Here is a 20,326-nt window from a genome sequence, read left to right as displayed (position 1 = left end):
CGGCTTGACGAGAAGAAGTGTGAGTGGTTTATTACTCACATGATGACGAACCGGGAGAGGCGGCTCTCCACCGCCGAGGAGCGACGGGAGACGGTGCTCGCCACCGCCATCGGCGCCTTCGCGGCCCGCGGCTACTGGGGGACGACCACGACCGAGGTGGCCAAGGCGGCGGGGATCTCCCAGGCGTACGTCTACCGGCTGTTCCCCAGCAAGGAGTCGCTGTTCGTGGCGGTCGTCGAGCACTGCTTCGTGAAGGTGCGCGGCGCGCTGGAGCAGGCCGTGGCCACGCACGGCGGCGGCTCGGCCGAGGCGGTCCTGCGCGCGATGGGCGACGCCTACGCCCGGCTGATCACCGACAACGACCTGATGCTGATCCAGTTGCACGCGCAGGCGGCGGCGGTGTCCGAGCCGGCCGTGCGGGAGGCGGTCCGGCAGGGGTACGCCCGGCTGGTGGAGTACGTGCGCGGCGCCTCCGGCGGCGGGGAGGCCCAGGTCCAGGACTTCTTCGCCCGGGGCATGCTGTGCCACCTGCTGGTGTCCACGGGCGCCGACGAGGTGGAGGCGCCCTGGAGCCGGACCCTCTCGGCGGGGATCACGCACTACTGACCGGTTCCCGGGTGGTCCATCCGGGAACCGCCGGCGGGGCTCGCGCCCCGCCTTCTTTCGGACGCGAGAGTGAGTGGTCAACCACTCACATGTGAGGAGTCGGAGATGCGTAAGACAGGCACGGGCGCCGCGCTCGCGGCCCTGGCCGCGGCGCAGTTCCTCGTCGTGCTCGGCAACTCGATCGTCAACGTGGCGCTGCCGCAGATCCGCGAGGGCGCCGGGCTGGCCGACGGCGGCACGACGTGGGTCGTCAACGCCTACGGGCTGGCGTTCGGGGCGCTGCTCCTGGCCGGCGGACGCGCCGCCGACCTGCTGGGGCACCGCCACGTATTGCTGGGCGGCCTCGCGGTGTTCGGCGGCGCCTCGGCGGTGGCCGGGCTGTCCTCGTCGGCGGGCCTGCTGATCACCGCGCGGGCGGTGCAGGGCCTGGGCGCGGCGGCCGTCGCCCCGGCGGCGCTCGCCGTCGTGATGGGCCTGTTCCCGCCGGGACCCGGCCGTGGCAGGGCGCTCGGAGTCTGGGGCGCGGTCTCGGGCGCGGGAGGCGCCGCCGGGGTCCTGCTGGGCGGGCTCCTCGCCCAGGCATGGGGCTGGCGGGCGCTGTTCCTCGCCGTCGCCCTCGGGGCCTTCGCCGTCCTCGCCGCCGTCGCGGGCTCGGCTCCCCCGTCCGCCGGACGCGGCGGCGGGCGGTTCGACCTGCTCGGCACCGCCACGATCACCGCGGCCCTGACCGCCCTGGTGTGGGGTCTGGCCACCGCCCGCGAACAGGGCTGGGCCGACCCGCGCGTCCTCGGCGCGTTCGCCGGCGCCGCCGTCCTCGGCGCGCTGTTCGTCCTCGCCGAGCGCCGCCACCCCGACCCGCTGGTCCCGCCGCGGCTGTTCCGGGCCGGCCGGGTGGGCGCGGCCAACACGCTGATGGCGCTGTTCGGCTCGGTGTGGATCGCGCTGTTCTTCTTCCTGCCGCTCTACCAGCAGGAGGTCCTGGGACAGGGGCCGCTGCTCACCGGGCTCGGGCAGCTCCCGCTCGCCGGCGCGGTCATGCTGGGCTCGGCCCTGTCCCCCCGGATCACCGCCCGGACCGGCGCGTCCCGCGCGCTGCTCGCCGCCCTGCTCGTCGAGGCCGCCGGGCTGGCATGGCTGTCGCGGATCAGCGCCGGCGGCTCCTACCTCGCCGGCGTGCTCGGCCCGAGCGTCCTCATCGGGCTCGGTCTCAGCGTCGCCTTCGTCCAGCTCACCGCCCTGTCCATGGACGGCGTCGCCCAGCCCGACGCCGGCGCGGCGGGCGGCCTGGCCAACACCACCCGGCAGGTCGGCGGCGCCGCGGGCCTGGCCGTCCTGGCCACCCTCGCCGGATCGCTCACCGCCGGCTCCTCCCGGCCTCGTCTCGAAGCCCTCACCGACGGCTACCGCGCGGCGTTCGCCGTTTCGGCCGCCGTCCTGCTCGGCACGGCCGTCCTGGCCGCCTTCCTGACCCGCACCACCCGCCCGAACGAAAGGAACACCGCCATGCGCACCATCGACGAGACCGCCCCCGTGATCGTCCGCCTGTCCACCACCATCGACGCGCCGATCGAGCGGGTGTGGGCCGTGCACACCGGCATCGACGCCTGGCCGTCCTGGAACGGCGACATCGACACCACCGCGCTCAGCGGCCCGGTCGAGCCCGGCAGCTCCTTCCGCTGGACCACGCACGGCCTGGACATCACCTCCACCGTCTTCGAGGTCGTCCCCGGCGAGCGGATCGTGTGGGGCGGCCCGGCGGGCGGCATCGACGGCGTGCACGTGTGGACGTTCACCGCCGACGGCGACCGCGTCACCGTGCGCACCGAGGAGTCGTGGGCCGGGGCGCCCGTCGAGGCCGCCGCCGAGCAGCTCGGGCAGGCCCTGCACGCCTCGCTCGAATCCTGGCTCGCGGCTCTGAAGGCCCGCGCCGAGCAGCCCGCCTGACCTCCCTCTCCCCCATCTCCGGCCCACCACCGAAATACGACAGACCAAGGAGTCACTCGTGAGCACCAAGCCCTACCTGATCGGCCACTACACCCCGGCCGTCGACGAGATCACCGCGACCGGCCTGACCGTCGAGGGCCACCTGCCGCCGGAGCTGAACGGCCGGCTGATCCGCAACAGCCACAACCCGAAGCCGGGCGTCACCCCGACGCACTGGTTCAAGGGCAGCGGCATGGTCCACGGGATCCGGCTGCGGGACGGCCGCGCCGAGTGGTACCGCAACCGCTGGGTCCGCACCCCGGCGCTGGACGGCGCCCCCTACATGACCGAGCACGGCCCGGACCTCACCGCCAGCACCGCCGGCACCCACGTCATCGAGCACGCCGGACGCCTGCTGGCCCTGTGCGAGGCGAACTTCCCGTTCGAGCTGGACGCCGAGCTGGAGACCGTCGGCGCCTACGACTTCGACGGCAGGCTGCGCTCGGCGATGACCGCGCACCCGAAGACCGACCCCGTCACCGGCGAGCTGCACTTCTTCGGCTCCTCGCCGTTCCCGCCGTACCTCCTCTACTACATCGCCGACGCCGAGGGCCGGATCGTGCACAGCGCCGAGATCCCCGGCGCCACCGCGTCCCTCAAGCACGACTTCGCGATCACCCGCCACCACGTGGTCTTCATCGAAGGGTCGGTCACGTTCGACCCGGCCGAGCACTCCGGCATCCCCTACGGCTGGAGCGACGCCCAGCCCGCCCGCATCGGCGTCATGCCCCGCACCCCGGGCGGCGCCGCCGGAATCCGCTGGTTCGACATCGAGCCCGGCAACATGCTCCACGCGGCGAACGCCTACGAGGACGCCCGGGGCCGGATCGTCCTGGAGGGCCCCACGGTCGACCGGGAGGGCTTCCAGCTCTCCTGGAACTGGTGGGTCGGCGCGCCGGGCCGCGGCACCGAGCCGAACACCCGCTCCTACACCCGCCGCTGGGTCCTGGACCTCGTCCGGGGCAGCGTGGACGAGCAGGTCATCGACGACCTCGCCGTCGAGTTCCCCACCCTCAACGAGGACTACCTCGGCGCCGAGAACCGCTACACCTACGCCATCTCCTTCCCCGACCACGACGGCTTCGGCGGCTACGGCGTCGTCAAGTACGACCGCGCCACCGGGACCCGCCGCGTCCACCAGGCCGGCGACGCCCGCCTGCCCAGCGAGGCGGTCTTCGTCCCCGCCGCGGGCGCCGCGAACGAGGACGACGGCTACCTGCTCACCGTCGTCTCCGACCTCAAGCAGGACGCCTCCCAGCTCCTGGTCCTGGACGCGGCCGGCCTCGACCGCGTCGCCACCGTCCACCTGCCCCGCCGCGTCACCGGCGGCATCCACGGCTCCTGGATCCCCGACACCGAGCGGTGACCGAACCCCGCGGGGGCGGCCCTTCACCGGGCCGCCCCCGCCTCCGTCCCGCCTCCGTCTCCGTCCCGCCTCCGTCCCGCCTCAGCCTCCGCCTCTGCATCGGGCCGACGGCGCGTCACCTTCACCGCCGACCCGCTCACCACCGACGCGGACGAATTCGCCCACGCCCCCATCGCCGCGACCATCGTCGAAGGCCAAAGGCCCGAGCCCGTCCGGCTGCGCCGGTCCGCTGCATGCCGGTTCCGTCTACTGCTCTGCAAGGGGAAGCAGGTGCGTGCGGCGTTCCTCGTCGGTGAGGGCGCGGAAGACGCGGCGGCGGGCGGCGGCTTGCAGGGCGTCCAGGTCGGGATCGGCGTTCCAGAGGCGTGCGGTGCCGTCGTAGGAGCCGGTGATCAGGCCGGTGCTGTCGGCGGTCCACACCACGCTGGTGACCTTGTCGCGGTGGACGCCGACGACGCCGTTCTCGGTGTGGTCGCGGGCGTCCCAGACGCGGACGGTGCGGTCGTAGGAAGCGGTCGCGATGCGGGTGCCGTCCGGTGACCACGCCACCGCGTGGACGCGGGCTTCGTGGCCGGAGAGCACGGCGATCTGCCGTCCGGACGCGACCTCCCAGATGCGGGCGGTGAGGTCGGCCGATCCGCTGACCACGAACCGTTCGTCCGGTGACCAGGCGACCGCGTCCACCCAGTTGGCATGTCCGCGCAGGGTGGCGAACTCCTGGAGGGCGAGCATGTCCCAGATGCGGACGGTCCGGTCGTCGGAGGCGGACGCCAGCCAGCGCCCGCTGTCCGCGGCGGCCAGGGAGACCACCCAGTCCTGGTGGCCGTGCAGGACGGCGACGGGCGAGCCGTCCGTGATGTTCCAGATGCGGATCGTCCGGTCCCTGCCCGCCGAGGCGAACCGGACGTCCACGTCTGCGACGGCCTCCGGGATGCCGCTCGGATACGCGATGACGGCTCTGGCCGGCCCGTGGACGAGACCCGGCCAGAGGCGGAGAGTCCCGTCGCTGGACGCGGTGACGAAGCCGGAGGAGCTCAGAGAGACGTCGAGGACGGCGTCCCGATGGTCGTCGAGAACTTCTACGAGCTCGGAGGTCTCGACGTCCCAGATTCGGAGGGTGTGGTCGTCGGATCCCGTGACCAGCAGCCCGCGGGTCTTGTCGCGGTGGCGCTCGGACGGCGCGCGGTAGGCCAAGGCACGGACGGGCGCCCGGTGGCCGGCGAACCGGAGCAGTTCACCGCCGCGCGGGTCGATGTCCCAGATCCGTCCGGTGCCGTCGGCGGACGCCGTGGCGATGCGGGCGCCGTCCGGGGACCAGCTCACGGCGCACACGTCACCGGTGTGGCCGCGCAGGGCGAAGACCTCCTCGGCGTTCCCGGGGTTCCAGACGCGGGCGGTACGGTCGGCTCCGCAGGTGGCGAGCCGGGAACCGTCGGGCGACCAGGCGACGTTCCAGACGCGGTCGGTGTGGCCGCGCATCAGCATCGACTGCCGGCCGGTCCCGGCGTCCCAGACGCGGACGCTCTGATCGCCGGAGGCGGAGGCGAGGCGCTTCCCGTCCGGCGTCCAGGCCACGCCTTCGACCAGGTCTTCATGGCCTCGCAGGGGCAGGACGCCCCCGGTCCGGAGGTTCCAGATCCGGACCGTCCGATCGTGCGAGCCGGTGGCGAGGCGGACGCCGTCCGGCGAGAAGGCGAGGTCGAGGACGCTGTCGGTGTGGCCGGTGAGTTCGGTGACGAGGGCGTAGGTGTCCGCGTCCCATACCCGGACGACCAGATCGCGCGATCCGGCTGCGATGCGGCACCCGTCCGGAGACCAGGCGACCGCCCGTACCGCGTCGGTCGCCTCGCGCAGGACGGCCCGGGTCTCGCCGGTCTCGGCGTTCCAGACTCGCACGGTGTCGTCACGTGAGGCGGTGGCGACTCGTCGGGAGTCGGGCGCCCATGCCGCCATCTCGACCGACCCGCCGTGGCCGCGCAGGACCGTGAGACAGGCGGCTGTGGCCGCGTCCCAGATGCGGGCGGTCCCGTCCCGCGACGCGGTGACGATCTTCTGCCCGTCGGGCGACCAGGCGAGGCCGCGGACGACGTCCCCGTGTCCCTTCAGCACATGGCTCAGATGGCTGAAGGTCAAGGCGGACAGCAACGCTCGCACGGCGGCGGACGTGGGCGGACACTCCGAGAGGGCCGCCAGCGAGAGCAGGACCGACAACTCGGGATGCTGCTCGGCATTGGCGATCACGTATTCACCGATGCCTTCCGAGACCCGCCGCAGGAACGCCACGTCACGCCGCTTGGACTCCTGGATGAGCCCCTCGGCGGCCGCCGGCGCCTGACCCGCCTGCTCCAGAGCCCGGTACCAGGACTCGGCCTGGACGAGACGGTCCCCGGTCAGCAGGTAGTCGCGGCTCCGGCCCGCACGTTCCCAGTCGACGGCCCACCGCTCCAACTCGGCGCGCTGCCGCAACTGCTCGATCCGCGCCTCGACCTCCTGCCGCAGCGGTGGCCACTGACGGAACAGCGCCTCGTGCGCGACCTGGGCATGAGGCCGCCCGTCGCCGAGGTCGGTGACGAGCAGGCGGGCATCGACGAAGGCGTCGACGACGGCCCGCTCGCCGGGGGTCAGCTCGTCCAGCGGGACGCGCCGGCGGGTGGCGTCCTGGCCGTCCACCGTGACGAACTTCAGCAGCACCGCCACGACCTTCTCGACACCGCCCTGTCCGTTCAGCTCGGCCATCACCAGGTCCGCCTGGCGGGCCAGCGCACCCGCGACACCACCGTGCGCGTGGTAGGCGTCCTCGGTGATCGTGCCGCCCGCGCCCGCCGCGAAGTACAGCTCCTGGAGCAGGTAGGCGAGCAGCGGCAGGGCGTCGGTGGTCTCGGCGTCGTCCACGATGGCTCCCACCAGCCCGGGGCCGAACCGCAGATCCACCAGCTCGGCCGGCCGCTCGACGATCTGCGCCAGCCGGCTCCGGGTGAGCGCGCCGATCGCGACGGGGTTCTGGAAGAGTCCGGCCTGTCCCGTGTTCAGCAGATCGCGCAGGAACTCGATCCGCAGCGTCGCCAGCACCCATAGCCGCCGGTCACGGCGCAGGGCCTCGGCGATGGCCTCCAGGAACAGCGCACGGTCGCGATCGCCCGCGAGAGTGACCAGCTCCTCGAACTGATCGATCACCAGCAGGACGCGCCGGTGGCGTGGGCCGGATCGCCGCAGCTCGGCCAGGACGAGAGCCAGCCCGTCCGGCGACCGGCGGATACGGCGCAGGACGGCAGAGGCGTCGGTCCTCTTACCCTCCTCGGCCAATACCGCCGCCAGGGCGCCGACCGGGTTGGAGCCGGGCGTGGCCACCGGCAGCACCAGCCAGCGCCGCTCCCGCAGCCGCGGGATCACTCCGGCCCGCACCAGCGAGGACTTCCCGCTACCGGACGCGCCGACCAGCGGGACGAACCGTTCCGCGGGACGGTCGGGCGAGGCGTGCAACCGCTGCACCAGCTCCAGCGCCTCGACGTCGCGTCCGAAGAACACCGCCGCCTCGTCCTCGCTGAAGGCGTCCAGCCCGGGATACGGCGTGCGGCGGCGGTCCCAGGAGCGAGCAGGCGGCGGAGGCGTGCCGAGCCGGAAGGCGATCACTTGCCCGACGACCAGGACCGCGACCAGTGCCAAGGTCGCCGGCACCGAGATGCGCTGCAACCAGCGCAGCAGCCCCGAGACGTGCTCGCCGTTCGTCGCGAAGTTCGTCGCGATCGCGAACAGGCTGGTGACCAGCACCAGCACGACCTGCAACAGGAGCTCGAACCGCCGGCGCCGCCTCATCTCCCGACCATGCGCGAGAACCCACCCGCCGCTGCAACACTCCGTCCACAACAGGCCGAGCCGCAGCTTCACCGATCGCGACCTCATACCGCCCTACCGAGAGCCGGCCGCCGAGTACCGTTCTGGCCGGGACGCCTCGCGGTCTGCTGTGGCAGCTTCTCGTGTCCTTCGCGGTGGTTGGTTTGAGTAACCTTCTCGGGTATTTGCCGTGCGGCAAGGAACGTTCCCAGTCGTCCGTGACGCGGGCGGTGTCCTCACGGTCCGGAAATGAGGAGTCGAGATGGGTGAGCTGGCTCGTGGGGGCGAGGTCCGGGACGGTCATCGCCCGGATCCGGGCGTGGAGGCCGGGGAGGCCGGGCTGCGCCGGTTGCTGGCGGGGCTGACGGCGGTCCGCGACGGGGACTTCGGCACCCGGCTGCCCGACGACGCCGACGGGCTGCTGGGTGAGATCGCCGGCGTGTTCAACGGGATGGTGGACCAGCTCGCGCTGTTCACCTCGGAGGTGACCCGCGTCGCGCGCGAGGTCGGGACCGAGGGTCAGCTCGGGGGGCAGGCGAAGGTGCCCGGCGTGTACGGGACGTGGGCCGATCTCACCGACTCGGTGAACGCGATGGCGGGGAACCTGACCACCCAGGTGCGTGACATCGCGCAGGTGGCGACGGCGGTGGCCAAGGGCGACCTGTCGCAGAAGATCACCGTGGACGCCCGCGGCGAGATCCTCGAGCTGAAGAACACCGTCAACACGATGGTCGACCAGCTCTCGTCGTTCGCCGACGAGGTGACCCGCGTCGCCCGCGAGGTCGGCAGCGAGGGACGGCTCGGCGGGCAGGCCGACGTCAAGGGCGTCTCGGGAACCTGGCGGGACCTCACCGACTCGGTGAACTTCATGGCCGGCAACCTCACCGGCCAGGTGCGGTCGATCGCGCAGGTGGCGACGGCGGTGGCCAAGGGCGACCTGTCGCAGAAGATCACCGTGGACGCGCGCGGCGAGATCCTGGCGCTGAAGACGACCATCAACACGATGGTGGACCAGCTCTCGTCGTTCGCCGACGAGGTGACCCGCGTCGCCCGCGAGGTCGGGACCGAGGGCAACCTCGGCGGGCAGGCCACCGTCCGCGGCGTCAGCGGCACGTGGAAGGACCTCACCGACAACGTCAACGTGATGGCGTCCAACCTGACCGGCCAGGTGCGGTCGATCGCGCAGGTGGCGACCGCCGTGGCGCGCGGCGACCTGTCGCAGAAGATCACCGTCGAGGCCAAGGGCGAGGTCGCCGCGCTGGCCCAGGCGATCAACGCCATGGTCGACACCCTGTCGGCGTTCGCCGACGAGGTGACGCGGGTGGCGCGGGAGGTCGGCACCGAGGGGCAGCTCGGCGGGCAGGCGCACGTCCCGGGCGTCGCCGGGACCTGGAAGGACCTGACCGACAACGTCAACTCGATGGCCAACAACCTGACCAACCAGGTCCGCAACATCGCGCAGGTGACGACCGCGGTCGCGCAGGGCGACCTGACCAAGAAGATCGACGTGGACGCGCGCGGCGAGATCCTGGCGCTGAAGACGACGATCAACACGATGGTCGACCAGCTCTCGTCGTTCGCCGCGGAGGTGACCCGCGTCGCCCGCGAGGTCGGCAGCGAGGGACGGCTCGGCGGGCAGGCCGAGGTCGAGGGCGTGTCGGGGACCTGGAAGCGGCTCACCGAGAACGTCAACGAGCTGGCCGGGAACCTGACCCGGCAGGTGCGCGCCATCGCGGAGGTGACCAGCGCGGTCACCTCCGGCGACCTGACCCGGTCCATCACCGTGGACGCGTCCGGGGAGGTGGCCGAGCTCAAGGACAACATCAACCTGATGGTGGAGTCCCTGCGCGAGACCACCCGGGCCAACCAGGAGCAGGACTGGCTGAAGACGAACCTGGCCCGCATCTCCGGCCTGATGCAGGGGCACCGCGACCTGTCGGCCGTCGCCGACCTCATCATGGACGAGCTGACCCCGCTGGTGTCGGCGCAGTACGGCGCGTTCTACCTGGCCGCCGAGGACACCGGGGGCCTGGAGCTGGAGCTGATCGGCTCCTACGCCTACCCCGAGGACGGCGACCCGGCGGGCCCGTCGCGGCCCACCCGGTTCCGCGCCGGCCGCTCGCTGGTGGGCCAGGCGGCGCGGAGCCGGCAGACGATCCTGGTGACGGACGTCCCGCCCGGCTACCTGGCCGTCTCCTCGGGGCTGGGCGCCGGCGCCCCGGCCAGCGTCATCGTGCTGCCGATCGTCGTCGAGGACCAGGTGCTCGGGGTGATCGAGCTGGCGTCGCTGCGGCCGTTCGGGCCGGTGCAGCGCGACCTGCTGGAACAGCTGCGGGAGAACATCGGCGTCAACGTCAACACCATCATCGCCAACGCCCGCACCGACGAGCTGCTGGCCGAGTCCCAGCGGCTGGCCGGCGAGCTCCAGGCCCGGTCGGAGGAGCTGCAGGCGCGGCAGGAGGAGCTCCAGCGCTCCAACGCCGAGCTGGAGGACAAGGCCGCGCTGCTGGCCGCGCAGAACCGCGACATCGAGACCAAGAACCTGGAGATCGAGCAGGCCCGGCAGGAGCTGGAGGAGCGGGCGCGGCAGCTCTCGCTGGCGTCCAAGTACAAGAGCGAGTTCCTGGCGAACATGAGCCACGAGCTGCGCACCCCGCTGAACTCGCTGCTCATCCTGGCGCAGCTCCTGGCCCAGAACCCCACCCGCAACCTGACGCCCAAGCAGGTCGAGTACGCCGGCATCATCCATTCGGCCGGCTCGGACCTGCTGCAGCTCATCAACGACATCCTCGACCTGTCCAAGGTCGAGGCGGGCAAGATGGACATCGCGCCCGAGCAGGTGCCGATGCGGCACCTGCTGGACTACGTCGAGGCCACGTTCCGGCCGCTCACCGGTCAGAAGAACCTGGAGTTCCGGATCAGCACCGCGCCCGGCGCGCCGGGCCAGGTGCTCACCGACGGCTCGCGGCTGCGGCAGGTCCTGCGCAACCTGCTGTCGAACGCGGTGAAGTTCACCGACAGCGGCAGCGTCGAGCTGCGGATCGAGCCGGCCGACCCGTCCGAGCTGCCCGCCGGCGCGCGGGTGGACGGCCCGGCCGTCGCGTTCCGGGTCATCGACACCGGCATCGGCATCGCCGAGCACCAGCTCGAATCGATCTTCGGCGCGTTCCAGCAGGCCGACGGGACGACCAGCCGCAAGTACGGCGGCACCGGCCTCGGCCTGTCGATCAGCCGGGAGATCGCCTACCTGCTCGGCGGCGCCATCGTCGCCGACAGCACGCTCGGCCGCGGCAGCACCTTCACCCTCTACCTGCCGGTGGCGCGACCCGACTTCCAGTCCGACCCGCGCCTGGACGAGACCGCCGCGCGGCCCGCGCTGGAGGCCGGCGGCCCCGGCGCCACCGCAGGCGAATTCGTCGCCGCCGAAGGCGAAGCCGGCGCCGCGGGCGGAACCGCCGCCTCGCCCGCCGCCTCGCCCGCCGTGGACCGGCCCGTCCCGCGGCGCCTCCTGGTGATCGAGGAGCGGCAGGGCGGGCTGCTGTCGCTGGTGGCCGAGAGCGCCGTGGCCGACAGCGCGCCGCAGGGCGGGCCGGTGGACGAGTCGGGCGGACCCGTCCAGATCGTCACCGCCACCGGACCGCAGGAGGCCGCCGCGGCCCTGGCCGTCGAGCCCTGCCACTGCGTGGTGCTCCAGCTCGACATGCCCGACGGCGCCGCGCTGCGGTTCCTGGAGGCGATGGACGGCGACCCGGCGCTGCGCGGCTGCCCGGTCCTGGCCCACAACAACCGGGCTCTCGGCGCCGAGCAGGAACGGGCGCTGCAGGCGCACGCCGAGCGCCGCCCGCTGGAGCTGCTGCGCAGCCTGGACGAGCTGCGCGAGCGGATCGCGCTGCACCTGGCCGCCGAGCAGCCCGGCGACGTCCTGCCGCTCGCCCGGCCCGGGCACGGCGAGGTGCCGGTCACCGCCACCGCCGACGCGTCCCTGGCGGGACGGGTCGCGCTGATCGTGGACGACGACTCGCGCAACGTGTTCGCCCTCACCAGCATCCTGGAACTGCACGGCGTCCGCGTCGTGCACGCCGAGAACGGCCGCAAGGGGATCGAGGCGCTCGCCGACCACCCGGACACCGACGTCGTCCTGATGGATGTGATGATGCCGGAGATGGACGGTTACGCGGCGACCATGGCGATCCGGGCGATGCCCGAGCACGCCGCGCTGCCCATCATCATGGTGACCGCCAAGGCGATGCCGGGCGACCGGGACAAGAGCCTGGCCGCCGGCGCCAACGACTACGTCACCAAACCGCTGGACGCCGACGAGCTCATCGCCTGCATCCGCCGGTGCCTGGACGACGCGGCGCCGCGGGGCGCGGCCGGTGACGGGAGAGCGCAGCTGTGAGCATCAAGCCGGAGAGCAGGCCCCACGGGAGCACCGACGGCGGCCTGGACGACGCGGGTCTCAGCGTCGGGCGGCTGGCCGCCACGGTCGAGCGGCTGCGCCGGCAGATCCGCGAGGCCCAGCGGGCCGCCGACGGCCGCGGCGTGCTGGAGCTGGCCCGGGGCGTCCTGGTGGAGCGGCTGCGCTGCGGCCCGGCCGAGGCCGCCCGGCATCTGGACGAGCTGGCCGCCCGGGCCGGGCGGTCCCGGCTGGAGCTGGCCGCCGAGATCATCAACCAGGCGGCCCGGGACCGCGTCACCGAGGCCACCCAGGCGTTCCTCACCCGCGCCGTCCGCGGCGATGCCGTCGCCCCGGACGCGGCGGACGGGCGTCTCGGCGCTGCGGACGGGCGTCTCGGCGCTGCGGACGGGAGCCCGGACGCGGCGAACGGCAGCCTGGCCGTGGCGACGCGGCTGCGCGCCGCCGAGAGCGGCGCGATGGCGGCCCCCGACGCCCAGACGGCGGCCGAGGCGCTGCTCGCGAACGCCCTCCGGCCGCTGGACGCCGTGGCCGTCGCCGTGTGGTCGGCCGCCGCGGACGCCTCCCTCACCCTGGCCGGAGCCGCCGGTTTCGGTCCCAACGAGACGACCCGCTGGCGGTACGTCCCGCCCGGCATCGCCACCCCGGCGCGCGCAGCGCTGGTGGAACGCCGCACGGTCCGGTTCTCCTCCCTCAAGCAGCAGGGGCTGCCGTCCATCGGGCACCACGCCTCCACCGCCGACGGCCGGGTCGTCGTCCCCGCCGGGACGGGGGGCCGCATCATCGGCGTGCTGGAGGTCTGCTGGCCCGGTCCGCCGCCGGAACCGTCGCCGCGGCTCGAACGGCAGCTCGAGGCGCTCGCCGAGCTGTCTGCCCACACCCTGGAGACGCGCACCGTCGACGAACCCGGTCCGCGCGGGGGCGACCGCGCGCTGACCGAGCTCACCGACCTCGCCGACGGCCTCCACGACTCGGTCATGGTGCTGCTCCCGCACCACGGCGCGGACGGCGCCCTGGCGGACTTCCGCATCCACCACCTGGGCACCCACTTCGTGGACCCGGCCGGACGTCCCGCCAGCATCGTCGCCGGGACCCTGCTTCTGGAGTCCTACCCGCTGGCGGCCGACCGCGGCGGGCTGCTGGAGAAGATCGAACGGGTGCACGCCACCGGCGAGCCCTTCCACGCCGAGCGGGTCGCGCTCACCTCCCTGGTCGGGCAGGTGCCGCTGACCGCGGTCGCCGACCTCAGCATCACCCGGCACGGCGACGCGGTGCTGCTGGTCTGCCGGATCCAGGACCAGGCCGCCCGCCTGGCCAACCTCCTGCAGCACGCGCAGCGGCTCGGCCGCATCGGCGGCTTCGAGGAGAACCTCGTCACCGGCGAGATCACCTGGAACAGCCAGCTGTTCGAGCTGTACGGGCTCCCCACCGACGCCTCCCCCTCGCCGCTGACCGCCCTGCCCGCGCACGCCCATCCCGACGACGAACCGGCGATCGGACGGTTCCTGCGCACGGTCCTGCGCCACCACCAGCCGAGCTCGGCGGCGTTCCGGATCCGGCGCTCGGACCAGGTCGTCCGGCACCTGCGGATCATCGCCGAACCCGTCCTGGACGACGCCGGCCACCTGCTCGCGGTGCGCGGCGCCTACCAGGACGTGTCCGCGCAGCACTGGACGGAGGTGGCGCTGGCGGCGACCCGCGACCAGCTCGCCCACACCGAGCAGCAGGCCGCCGAGCGCAACCGGCTCGCCCTGCAGCTCCAGCGCGCCATCATGCCGTCCACCCGCGGCCCGCTCGACGTCGGCGGGCTGCAGGTGGCGGTCCGGTACCGCCCCGCCGAACACGAGCACCTCGTCGGCGGCGACTGGTACGAGGCGGTCGTGCTGCCGTCCGGGCACATCCTGCTCGGCGTGGGGGACGTCGCCGGGCACGGCATCGACGCCGCCACCGGCATGGTCGTCCTGCGCAACGCGCTGCGCGGCCTGGCCGCCACCGGCGCCGGCCCCGCCCAGCTGCTGGCCTGGCTCAACCTCGTCGCCCACGACCTCACCGACCACGTCACCGCGACCGCGCTGTGCGCCCTGTACGACCCGTCCACCCGCGTCCTGCGCTGGGCCCGCGCCGGGCACCTGGCCCCGGTGATGATCCGCGACGGCGAGACCTCCACGCTGCCGATGGTCCGGGGGCTGATGCTCGGCGCCCTCGACGACAGCGAGTACGAGGAGGGCGTCCTCACCCTGGCCGAGGGCGACGTCCTGCTGATGTACACCGACGGGCTGGTCGAGCGCCGCGACGGCTCCATCCAGGACGCGCTGGACCACCTGCTCGTCACGGCGCGCCGGCCCGCCGACGACCTGGAGAGCCGCCTGGACAACCTGCTCACCTACAGCAACGCCGACACCGACGACGACACCTGCATCGTCGGCATCCACCTCCCCGCCTCCGGCCGGTGAACCCGGCGCCGGAGAGATCCGGCGCCGCCGCCGACCGCCGCGGTCAGCCGGTCGGTGGCGCGAGGTACTCCAGCGCGTAGCCCTCGCCGGACGGGGTCACGCGGGCGATGCCCGGGGAGTCGAGGTGGGCGCCGGCCACGAAGTGGTCCGGTCGCGTCAGTCGTTCGAGGAGGTTCGCTCGGGCGGCGCGGGCGCGGGACTGGTCGCCGTCGAGCTCCCAGGTCACGTTCGGCCGCTCGAACTGGAGCGTGGGGACGTGCACGGTGTCGCCCCAGGCGAGAAGGCGGCCGGCGCTGCTCCGGGCCTCGTAGACGGTGTGACCGGGGGTGTGGCCCGGGGCCGGGATCGCGGTGGCCCAGTCGTTGATCGCGACTTCGCCCGACACGGGCACGACCCGGTCGCGGATCGGCGCGAGCCGTCCGGTGAACACCGAGGTGTCGCCCGCGCCGATCCACACGCGCTCCAGTCCGGTGAACGCCTCCGAACCGTCCGGCGCGATCAGGCCGCTCACGTGGTCTTCGTGCCTGTGGGTGATGGCCACGTCGGTGATCTGCGCGCGCTCGACGCCCGCTTCGTCGAGCGCCTCGTAGACGAGTCCCATCGTGGGCTCGTGCCAGACGTCGGACGCGCCGGTGTCGATGAGGAGCGACCGCGTGCCGTCGGTGACGAAGAAGGCGTTGACCGACAGCCGCAGGTTGTCCCCGACCAGCGGGACGGCGGCGGGCAGCTCGCCGAGCGCGCATCCGTCCTCGTCGCGGAGCCGGGTGGGCGGCATGTCGATGTACCCGTCCCGCAGCGCGATCACCTGGAGACCGCCGAATTCGAACGTGGCGTGGAGCCGGCCACGTGAGACCAGACGCATGGATCCTCCGTCGCGTTGGGCACGCACCGCGTGCTGGGCACGCACCGCATGTCTCCAATAGAAGACGAATGTCTTCTTTAGAAGAAACCCTACACTGTGCGGCGAGGTACCCAGCGATCGAGGAGCACGGTGGTCGAGCACGACGGAAACGCGGCGGAACCGGAACACGGCGACGACCTGGCGGGCGCGTTCGGCGGCAACGTGCGGCGACGCCGCGAGCAGGCGGGCCTGACGCTGGAGCAGCTGTCCACCCGCTCGTCGGTCAGCCGGGCGATGCTGTCCAAGGTCGAGCGCGGCGAGAAGAGCCCGACGATCGGCGTCGCGTCCAGGATCGCCCACGCGCTCGGCGCGTCGCTCTCGGAGCTGATCGGCGCGCCGGCCGCCGCGTCCGGCGTCGCCATCGTGATGCGCAAGGACGACCGTCCCGTCTTCCGCGATCCGGAGACCGGCTTCGAGCGGCACATGGTCTCGGCGGCCCCCGGAGCGGGAGGGGCGGAGATGATCGTCCACCACCTGCCCGCGCAGGTCTCCACCGGGCTGCTGCCCGCGTACCCGCCGGGGACGGAGAAGCAGCTCATGGTGCTCGAAGGCACCCTCACCGTCGCGATCGGCGGGATCACCGAGACGCTGAACCCGGGCGACTCCCTCTTCCTTCAGGCGGACGCCGACCACGGCTTCGCCAACCGGACGGACGCCCCCTGCGAATACGTCATGTTCATCTCACGCAGGCCCTGACCGGCTGCGTCTTCCGCTGGTCGCCGGGGTCGCTGGCCGGTCCCGGCGAGGGCGGAGGCGGTGATGAACTCGAGCGTCAGGTCGGTGATCTCGTCGGGCCGGACGAACCAGTGCATGTGCCCGTCGCCGCCGAGCTCCACCAGGCGGCTGCCGGGGATGCTCGCGCGGCGAATCGCGTGGCGGAGGGGGTGGGGAGCCGCGAGGATGGGGTCGTGGCCTACGACTATGACCGCCCCGTCCCCAAGATCAACGCTCGGGTCGTCGGCTGGGGCCTGCGCCGGGTGCGCGAGATCCTGGAACTCGGCTATGACGAGGCCGTCGCCGGTTTCGGCCGCGACGCGCAGTGGCTGGCCGCCGTCGAGACCGGCTTCGGCGACATCGGGCCGGAAGAGGTGGCCGCGCTGCTGGCGCACTACGGCCCCGTGCCCGACCGGATCAGGGCGGTGCTGACCGGGCTGGCCGCGCGTCCGGACGGGCCGCTGTGGCTGCAACCCCACCTCGACCGGCTGTCGGGAATGCTCCGGGACATCCTCACCATCGAAGCCGAAGCCGACGTCGTGCGCGCCTTCGGCATCCAGGCCGTGCCCGATCTGGCCCGGACGGAGGCGTACGCCCGGCTCGTGCACGAGCACCGGTTGCTGCCCGAGGACCATCCGGAATCCGACTGGCCGCTGCTCTCCGCGCGGCAGCGGCACCGTCCGGGCGGCGACCCGCGCACCCTGGACCTGATCGTCGACCAGCGGGTCGTCGCCACCTCCCCCAGCGGTCACGAGGAGATGTGGCGTGAGCAGGTCGAGCACCTGCTCGCGCTCTCCCGGGCCGGGCACACGGTGCGGGTCGTCCCGCACAGCGTCGGCTACTACGCCGGCCTGGAGGGGCCCTTCGAGCTCTACGAGGTCTCGGCGTTCAACGACCGGCTCGGCGTCGTCCACTGGCCGGACGGCCTGGGCATGAGCCCGGCCGACCTCGCCCCGCTGTGGCGGAGGATCGAACAGGTGGCGCTCACCCCGGCCGACAGCGCGCTGCTCCTGAACGACGTCCTCCACGGCCGCAGCCTCGACCACTACTGACCCCCGGGCGCCGCTTCGAGCGGGAGCCGCAGGACGGCTTCGGTCGGGTGGTCGTCACGGTGGGTGATTGCTTGCGTTGGAGCGCACTCCGACTTCTAGGGTCGGGACGTGAGGTCGTGGACGATTCGCGAGGCGTCGGACCGGAGCGGGCTGTCGCTGGACACGGTGCGCTGGTACGAGCGTGAGGGCCTGATCGGGCCCGTCGAGCGCGGCGCGGACGGACGGCGCCGGTTCAGTGACGCCGACGTCGAACGGCTGGTGCTGCTTCGCAAGCTGCGAATGACCGGTATGCCGATCCGCGAGTTGAAGCGGTACGCCGAACTCGTCCGCTCGGGCGCGCCGGAGGCACAGCGTCTTGAGGTGTTGCTCGCGCATCGCGAGTTCGTGGCCGAGGCCGTCGAGGTGCAACGGGAGTACCTGCGGCTGCTGGACCGCAAGATCGGCCTGTACCGGGAGCGGCTCGCGGGACGAGGTGGTGATCGCCACCAAGGCCGGGATCGACCGCTCGGCCGGCGACCCGGCGATCCGCCGGGGCGAGCCCGCGTACATCAAACGCTCCTGCGAGGCGTCGCTGCTGCGGCTGGGTGTGGAGACCATCGACCTGTACTACCTGCACCGTCCGCCGCAGACCACCCCGATCGAGGAGGCCGTGGGCGCGATGTCCGAGCTGGTGGCCGAGGGCAAGGTCCGCCATCTGGGCCTGTCGGCGGTCGATGGGGACCTGCTGCGCCGCGCCCACGCCGTCCATCCGATCAGCGCCGTGCAGAGCGAGTACTCGCTGTGGGCCCGCGAGGTGGAGACCACCGTCGTCGGCGCGATGCGCGAGCTCGGCGTCGGCCTGGTGCCCTACTCGCCCCTGGGACGCGGCTACCTCACCGGCGCCATCGGCGACGACGCCCAGCACGCCCGCAGCGGCAACCCCCGCTTCGCGGCCGGGTGCGTGCCGGGCACGGCGGCGGTGCCGACTCCACCTGCTTCTACAGGAGGCCGGGGACGAGGATGCCGCCCAGCAGGCCGCCCTTGTGCTTCTTGCCTCCGCCGAGGACGCCGCCGAGGGGGCCACCGGAATCGTCGCCGCCGGGGTCGGAAGCCTGGCCATGGGACGCCGGAGGGGCCGGCTCGGTGTGGGACGCCGGAGGGGCCGGCTCAGTGTGGGTCGCCGGAGGGGCGGGCTCGGCGCGGGCCGGGCCGGTGGAGGCGGTCAGGGTCAGCGCGGCGGTGACCGCGGTGGCGGCCGTGGTGGCCGCGGCCCGAATCAGCTTGCGGTGCGGACGCATGAGCAGCTCCGATCACAGTACGAGTTCGATCGGCTACTTACTGCCCAACAAGCGGGCGAGATAACCCATACCGTCACAGACAGGCAGTAAAGAGGAGGAGACGCCGCACCGCCCCTTTCGCAGGCCGGCGGCTCGCGCCCGCCGGCCTGCGGCTCGTCCGGCCGCGATGTCGAGGGACAGGCCGTCCCCGCCCCGGACAGCGTGTTCTGGCTGCCATCGATACGTGTTTGACCGGGGTCAGGGCAGCCCTTTAGCCGAGGAGGAACTTGGTCACGGCGTCGCGGCCCGCGTGGGCGGGTTCGCGGTTCTGGATGGAGTGGGCGGCCCCCTTGACGATCACCAGGTCGGTTCCGGCGGAGCTTGCGGCGAGTTCCTGCCGGGCCCATTCGAGGGGCGTGCTGAGGTCGCGGTCGCCGTTGAGGATCAGCGTGGGGACGGCGGGGAGCCGGCCGGACGGGTTGGAGTTGGGCGGCTCGGCAGGCCAGCGCAGGCAGGTCTGGACGCTGCTCTGGGCGAGCGCGACCGCCGTCGTGTAGGGCCAGGTCGCGGACGGCGGCAGGGTTCGCGCAGTGCGGTCGAGGAACGGCCGGCGGAGCTCGTTCGGGGTGGCCGAGGTCCCCCAGGGGAAGCGCAGGTCTTCGCAGAGGGTGGCGGCGTGCAGTCCGGCGCTCTGCTGGCTCGCGGGCGTGCCGTCGGCCGGGGTCATCACGGCTTCGATGGCGTCGAGGCGGCGGGTGTCGCCGGCGACGGCCTGGTGCAGGGCGCCGATGAGGTCGCCCGGCAGGCCGCTGCCGGGGATCGGGTCCGGGTTGCGGTAGGTGGGGTCGAGGAATTCGTATCCCACGACGTCGCCGAACAGGGCCAGCCCGCCGCTGGGGGTGCGCCGCCGGACGAGCGTGGCGAGGTCCCGCGCGGGGTCGAAACCGCAGGCGGGCGCGGCTTTGCAGGCGTCCCGGAGCACTCTGGGCTGGGCGGTGAGCCCGACGAGGTTCAGGTCGCCGGCGACCGTCCAGTGGTGCGGGACGACCGAGTCCAGGATCAGCTTGGACACGTGCCGGGCGTGCGCGATGGCGTACCGGGCCGCGGTGAAGCTGCCGTAGGACACCCCGTCCACGGTCATGGTGTCCACGCCGAGCGCGCGCCGGACGTCCTCGAGGTCGCCGACCGTCTGGTCGGTGCCGTAGAACCGGGCCCGGTCGCCGAGCAGGCGGATGCACTCGTCCACGGCGTCCGGGGTGGCCGGAGCGCTGTCGGAGCCGCTGACCTGCGCCTGCATCGCCGGGCAGTCGACCGCGCCGAGCGGACCGGTGCCGCGCTGGTCGAGCATGACGAGTCGGTACCGGCCGAACACCTCGGGCATGCGCGAGGTGATGCGCCGGAGCAGGGCGACGCCCTCCTGGCCGGGACCGCCGGTGAGGAACAGCAGCGTCCCCTTGGGCTTGGCGGGCGCGTCCGCGACGCCTACCTGCAGGTCGAGCGTGCCGCGCGTCCGGCCGGAATGGTCGAGCGGGACGGTCAGCTTCCAGCAGGTGAAGCCCGGCTGGACGGCGCCGTCGTCGTCCGCGCAGGGGTGCCGGTCGTGGAATCCCTGCGCGGTGGCGTGCGCGGCGGGTGCCGACGCGGCGACGACGAAGCCGCAGCCGAGGGCGGCGACGATACGGCGGACTCTGTTCATCGCGAACTCCCACGTGGTGGTGAGGCCGGGCCTCGCGCCGCAGAGCGGGCG

General features: G+C 73.1%; 11 protein-coding genes and 2 pseudogenes. 9 read left to right on the top strand and 4 right to left on the bottom strand.

Annotated features, from left to right (window positions below; all coding sequences use genetic code 11):
• The first annotated feature begins 39 nt into the window (after window positions 1-39).
• The 3 genes from ACFPCY_RS13545 to ACFPCY_RS13535 all read left to right on the top strand — a co-directional run bounded on the left by ACFPCY_RS13545 (window position 40) and on the right by ACFPCY_RS13535 (window position 3,955).
• Window positions 40-606 (top strand): TetR/AcrR family transcriptional regulator, encoded by a 567-nt coding sequence (locus ACFPCY_RS13545; RefSeq protein ID WP_378254882.1) that lies wholly within the window; start codon window positions 40-42, stop codon window positions 604-606.
• 105 nt (window positions 607-711) lie between these two features.
• A complete protein-coding gene (locus tag ACFPCY_RS13540) occupies window positions 712-2,550 on the top strand; it encodes an MFS transporter (RefSeq protein ID WP_378254881.1) in 1,839 nt (612 codons plus the stop codon).
• A 58-nt stretch (window positions 2,551-2,608) separates the two neighbouring features.
• Window positions 2,609-3,955: a carotenoid oxygenase family protein gene (locus ACFPCY_RS13535; protein WP_378254879.1), complete on the top strand. Its 1,347-nt coding sequence runs from the start codon at window positions 2,609-2,611 to the stop codon at window positions 3,953-3,955.
• A gap of 246 nt (window positions 3,956-4,201) precedes the next feature.
• On the opposite strand, the gene ACFPCY_RS13530 is transcribed toward ACFPCY_RS13535, so the two are convergent.
• On the bottom strand, window positions 4,202-7,768 hold the full coding sequence (locus tag ACFPCY_RS13530; protein ID WP_378254877.1) for an nSTAND1 domain-containing NTPase: 3,567 nt from the start codon (window positions 7,766-7,768) through the stop codon (window positions 4,202-4,204).
• Between the two features lie 280 nt (window positions 7,769-8,048).
• On the opposite strand from ACFPCY_RS13530, the gene ACFPCY_RS13525 reads away from it, so the two are divergent.
• Window positions 8,049-12,185: a HAMP domain-containing protein gene (locus ACFPCY_RS13525; protein ID WP_378254875.1), complete on the top strand. Its 4,137-nt coding sequence runs from the start codon at window positions 8,049-8,051 to the stop codon at window positions 12,183-12,185.
• The gene (locus ACFPCY_RS13520) at window positions 12,182-14,656 is read left to right on the top strand and encodes a SpoIIE family protein phosphatase (RefSeq protein WP_378254873.1); all 2,475 of its coding nucleotides are present in this window, start codon (window positions 12,182-12,184) and stop codon (window positions 14,654-14,656) included. Before ACFPCY_RS13525 ends, ACFPCY_RS13520 begins: the two co-directional genes overlap by 4 nt.
• 43 nt (window positions 14,657-14,699) lie before the next feature.
• On the opposite strand, the gene ACFPCY_RS13515 is transcribed toward ACFPCY_RS13520, so the two are convergent.
• On the bottom strand, window positions 14,700-15,518 hold the full coding sequence (locus tag ACFPCY_RS13515) for an MBL fold metallo-hydrolase (protein WP_378254871.1): 819 nt from the start codon (window positions 15,516-15,518) through the stop codon (window positions 14,700-14,702).
• Window positions 15,519-15,647: 129 nt separating this feature from the next.
• Between ACFPCY_RS13515 and ACFPCY_RS13510 the strand changes: the two genes are divergently transcribed.
• From ACFPCY_RS13510 to ACFPCY_RS13495, 4 genes and pseudogenes are all read left to right on the top strand, one after another.
• Entirely contained in the window at window positions 15,648-16,253 is a 606-nt protein-coding gene (locus ACFPCY_RS13510) for a helix-turn-helix domain-containing protein (protein ID WP_378254869.1), read from the top strand.
• A gap of 212 nt (window positions 16,254-16,465) precedes the next feature.
• A complete protein-coding gene (locus tag ACFPCY_RS13505) occupies window positions 16,466-17,323 on the top strand; it encodes a DUF5753 domain-containing protein (protein WP_378254867.1) in 858 nt (285 codons plus the stop codon).
• 108 nt (window positions 17,324-17,431) lie between these two features.
• Window positions 17,432-17,581: pseudogene (locus tag ACFPCY_RS13500) on the top strand (MerR family DNA-binding transcriptional regulator); the annotation flags it as partial.
• 214 nt (window positions 17,582-17,795) lie between these two features.
• Window positions 17,796-18,182 (top strand): annotated as a pseudogene (locus ACFPCY_RS13495) (aldo/keto reductase); the annotation flags it as partial.
• 118 nt (window positions 18,183-18,300) lie between these two features.
• On the opposite strand, the gene ACFPCY_RS13490 reads toward ACFPCY_RS13495, so the two are convergent.
• The gene (locus tag ACFPCY_RS13490) at window positions 18,301-18,600 is read right to left on the bottom strand and encodes a hypothetical protein (RefSeq protein ID WP_378255168.1); all 300 of its coding nucleotides are present in this window, start codon (window positions 18,598-18,600) and stop codon (window positions 18,301-18,303) included.
• 250 nt (window positions 18,601-18,850) lie between these two features.
• Entirely contained in the window at window positions 18,851-20,275 is a 1,425-nt protein-coding gene (locus ACFPCY_RS13485) for an alpha/beta fold hydrolase (RefSeq protein ID WP_378254865.1), read from the bottom strand.
• Between the last annotated feature and the right edge of the window lie 51 nt (window positions 20,276-20,326).

This window comes from Actinomadura gamaensis (assembly GCF_042652125.1).
GTDB classification, from domain to species: Bacteria; Actinomycetota; Actinomycetes; order Streptosporangiales; family Streptosporangiaceae; genus Spirillospora; species Spirillospora gamaensis.
The sequence above is the reverse complement of the archived record's forward strand: the minus strand, read 5'-3'. Positions and strand labels throughout refer to the sequence as shown.

Coding starts and splice junctions, on each gene's coding strand:
- ACFPCY_RS13545 (WP_378254882.1), top strand. CDS start 40: ATGATGACGAACCGGGAGAGGCGGCTCTCCACCGCCGAGGAGCGACGG.
- ACFPCY_RS13540 (WP_378254881.1), top strand. CDS start 712: ATGCGTAAGACAGGCACGGGCGCCGCGCTCGCGGCCCTGGCCGCGGCG.
- ACFPCY_RS13530 (WP_378254877.1), bottom strand. CDS start 7,768: ATGAGGCGGCGCCGGCGGTTCGAGCTCCTGTTGCAGGTCGTGCTGGTG.
- ACFPCY_RS13525 (WP_378254875.1), top strand. CDS start 8,049: ATGGGTGAGCTGGCTCGTGGGGGCGAGGTCCGGGACGGTCATCGCCCG.
- ACFPCY_RS13515 (WP_378254871.1), bottom strand. CDS start 15,518: ATGCGTCTGGTCTCACGTGGCCGGCTCCACGCCACGTTCGAATTCGGC.
- ACFPCY_RS13490 (WP_378255168.1), bottom strand. CDS start 18,600: ATGCGTCCGCACCGCAAGCTGATTCGGGCCGCGGCCACCACGGCCGCC.
- ACFPCY_RS13485 (WP_378254865.1), bottom strand. CDS start 20,275: ATGAACAGAGTCCGCCGTATCGTCGCCGCCCTCGGCTGCGGCTTCGTC.